Genomic DNA, 3,899 nt, shown 5'->3' with positions numbered 1-3,899 from the left:
TCCTCGCGACCACCGCCCAGCACCACAGCCCGGTGCTCGAACGACGACCGCGTCGCCGCCAACGACCACGCCACATCCGCCGGTTCCAGCTCCGGACGCTTGGACACCCACTCCCGCAGGCGCCCCGCTTGCCCGGCCAGGCCCTTCGCCGACCGGCCCGACACCACCCACGCGGCCAGGCCTTCGGCATCAACCACCTTGAGGGACGCGTCAGTTACCGGAGCGCTCGTTCCGGAGCCGTCCTCGGGCTCGCCGATCTCGGCGGCCGGGGCTTCCTCGACGATGACGTGGGCGTTGGTGCCGCTCATACCGAACGAGGACACACCGGCGCGACGCACCCGGCCCTCCGCCGACCAAGGCACCGACTCGGTCAGCAGCCGTACGTCGCCGGCCTCCCAGTCCACGTGCGGCGAGCGCTCCTGCGCATGCAGCGTCGCGGGCAGCTCGCGGTGCTGGAGGGCGAGCACCATCTTGATCACACCGGCCACACCGGCCGCCGCCTGCGTGTGCCCGATGTTGGACTTCACCGAGCCCAGCCACAACGGCGGCTGGTCGGCGCGCTCCTGGCCGTACGTCGCAAGGAGCGCCTGCGCCTCGATCGGGTCGCCCAGCGGGGTCCCCGTACCGTGCGCCTCCACCACGTCGATCTCGTCTGCGCGTACCCCGGCGTTCGCCAACGCGGCCCGGATCACCCGCTGTTGGGACGGGCCGTTGGGCGCGGTCAGGCCGTTGGACGCGCCGTCCTGGTTGGTCGCGCTGCCGCGGATCACCGCGAGCACCTTGTGCCCGTTGCGGCGCGCGTCGGACAGCCGCTCCACCACCAGCATGCCCGCGCCCTCGCCCAGGCCCATGCCGTCGGCGTCCGCCGAGAACGGCTTGCACCGTCCGTCCGGCGCCAGCCCCATCTGCCGGCTGAACTGGTCGAACAGGAGCGGGTTGGCGGCCACCATGACGCCGCCCGCCAGGGCCATCGTGCACTCGCCCGAGCGCACCGCCTGGCAGGCCAGGTGCAGTGCGACCAGGGACGAGGAGCACGCCGTGTCCACCGTCACCGCCGGGCCCTCAAGTCCCATGACGTAGGCCACCCGGCCGGACACCACGCTGGTCGAGATGCCCGTGACGAGGTGTCCGTCCAGCTCGCCCTGGAGGCCGGTGCTCCAGCCGTAGCCCGATGCGGAGGCGCCGGCGAAGACGCCCGTCGCGGAGCCGCGCAGCGAGGCGGGGTCCATGCCCGCCCGCTCCAGCGCCTCCCACGCCACCTCCAGCAGCAGCCGCTGCTGCGGGTCCATCGACACGGCCTCGCGCGGGCTGATTCCGAAGAACCCCGCGTCGAACCCGGTCGCGTCGTAGACGAAGCCGCCCGCCCGTACGGGTTCGCCGGACTCCGCCACTTCGGCGTCGGTCCGGTCCTGGATGACCCAGCCCCGGTCCTCGGGCAGGACGGAGATGGCGTCGGTTCCGGCGGCCACCAGGTTCCACAGTTCTTCCGGGCTCGTCACGCCGCCCGGGTAGCGGCAGCTCATGCCGACGATCGCCAGCGGCTCGTCGCTGACCGCCGCCGCGACCGGCGCGGTCCTGGCGCTGTCGGTGACGCCCGCCAGTTGCGCGAGGAGGAACTCGGCGGCGGCCGTGGGCGTCGGGGCGTCGAACAGCAGGGTGGCGGGCAGCTTCAGGCCGGTGGCCGTGCTGAGCCGGTTGCGCAGTTCGACCGAGGTCAGCGAGTCGAAGCCCAGGTCGCTGAAGGCGCGGGTGGCCTCGACGGCCTCGGGCGAGGGGTAGTCGAGGACGTCGGCCGCCTTGGTCTGGACGAGGTTGACCAGCGTCCGGTTCTGCTCGGCGCGCGAGAGACTGGCCAGCCGCTGCTTCAGGGACGCGCCCGCGTCCGAGTCGCCGGCCGCGCCGTTGCCGGTGGCGTCCTCGTCGGCGTCGTCCAGGGCCTGCCGGACCTCGGGCAGGCTCTCGATGAGCGGGCTGGGCCGCCGCAGGGTGAACGGCGGGGCGAACCGTGCCCAGTCCACGGCCGCGACCGTCACCAGGCCTTCGCCGCCGTCCAGGACCTGCGCCAGCGCCTGTACGGCCAGGTCCTTGTCCATGACGAGCAGACCTCGGCGCAGCCCCTGCTCGGCGCCGTCCGCGTCGGTCATGCCACCGCCGCCCCACGAGCCCCAGGCCACGGAGGTGGCGGGCAGGCCCTGCGCCCTGCGGTACTCGGCGAGTCCGTCCAGGAAGGCGTTGGCGGCGGCGTAGGCGGGCTGAAGGCCACTGCCCCAGGTCGCCGAGATCGACGAGAACAGCACGAACGCGTCCAGGTCCAGGTCCCTGGTCAGCTCGTCCAGGTGCACGGCGCCCGCGGCCTTGGCCGCCACCACAGCGGCCGTCTCGGCCAGGTCGGTGTCCTCCACCGTGGTGGCCTGCACGACGCCCGCGGTGTGGAATACCGCGGACAGGGCGGGACCGTCCGTCGCTACCCAGTTGAACACCCCGGCCAGCTCCGCCCGGTCGCTCGCGTCGCAGGCCACGACGTCCACCCGGGCGCCCTGCGCGGCCAGCTCGGCGGCCGTCGCGGCAACACCGGCGGCGGCAGGGCCGGAGCGGCTGGTCAGGACCAGCCGCTGAGCGCCGCGTCCGGCCAGCCAGCGTGCCACGTGCCCGCCGATCGCACCCGTACCACCGGTGACCAGAGCGGTCCCGCGCGGCGCCCAGTGCTCGGAGTGCCTGCGGGGCTGCGGGGCGTGCGTCAGCCGGCGGCCCAGTATCCCGGCCGGGCGGATGGCGACCTGGTCCTCACCGCACCCGGCCAGTACGGCGGCCAGCCGCGCCTCGGCCGTTTCGTCGAAAACGTCAGGCAGGTCGATCAACCCGCCCCAGCGGTCGGGGTGTTCCAGGCCGACAACCCGGCCGAAGCCCCACACCAGCGACTGCACCGGGTTGGTCAGCGCCTCACCGGCTCCGGTGGCCACCGCTCCGCGCGTGGTCACCCACAGCGGTGCGGCCACCTCCGCGTCGCCCAGCGCCTGCACCAGAGCCAGCGTCCTCGCGTACCCCTGGGCGACCACCGGGTACGCGGGGACGGGCGTCTCGTCCAGCGCCAGCAGCGACAGCACGCCGGCCACTGGCTCCGTGTCCTGCAGGGCCTGGCCGATGGCGGCCGCCATCGTGCCCCGGTCCAGGGCGTCGGCGCCTGTCTCGACCACGGCCGCGTCCGCTCCGCGAGCGGCCAGCGCTTGTACGCATCGCTGCGTCAACGCGTCCTCGGCCCGCCCGGTCAGCACCAGCCAGCGGCCGGTGAGCGCGGCGGGGTCGGGGTCCGCGACCGGCGCCCAGGTCACGCGGTAGCGCCAGTTCGCGGCCTGCGAGCGGCTTCGCTCCCGCCGCCGCCAGGACGTCATGGCCTCCAGCACCTCTGCCAGGTGCTGCTGGTCCTCGATGTCCAGGACCTCGGCGATATGCGCCAGGTCCCCGCCCTCGACCGCCGCCCAGAACCGCGTTTCGGCGGCCGTGCTCGCGCCGTCGCCGCCCGCCGGGGGCGTGGTCCTCGCCGACTGGTCCAGCCAGTACCGCTGGTGCTGGAAGGCGTACGTCGGCAACTGCACCTGCTCAGCGGCGGGCAGCACCGCCTTCCAGTCCACCGGCAGGCCACCGGCGTACGCCTGCGCCAGCGACGTGATCAGACGCGTGGCGCCCGCGTTGTCGCGCTCCAGGGTGCCCACCGTCAGCACACCGGTGCTCCCGGCGTCCTCGGCGGTCTCCGTCACCGCGGCGGTCAGCACCGGGTGCGGCGACACCTCCACGAACGCGCCGAACCCACCGCTGACCAGCACGCGTACGGCTTCTTCGAAGCGGACCATCTGCCGCAGATTCGCGTACCAGTACGCGGCATCCACCTCACTGCCCGACAC

Annotated in this window: 1 protein-coding gene; it reads right to left on the bottom strand. The window is 73.9% G+C overall.

The window, feature by feature from the left end; translation table 11 throughout:
* Nucleotides 1-3,899 (bottom strand): SDR family NAD(P)-dependent oxidoreductase (locus tag AC4IJH_RS43155; RefSeq protein WP_490857511.1); only part of this gene is annotated, 3,899 nt, incomplete at both ends.

Source organism: Streptomyces sp. UF-297 (assembly GCF_058245575.1).
Note: the sequence above shows the minus strand (reverse complement) of the source record. Positions and strands in the feature narration are given on the sequence as shown.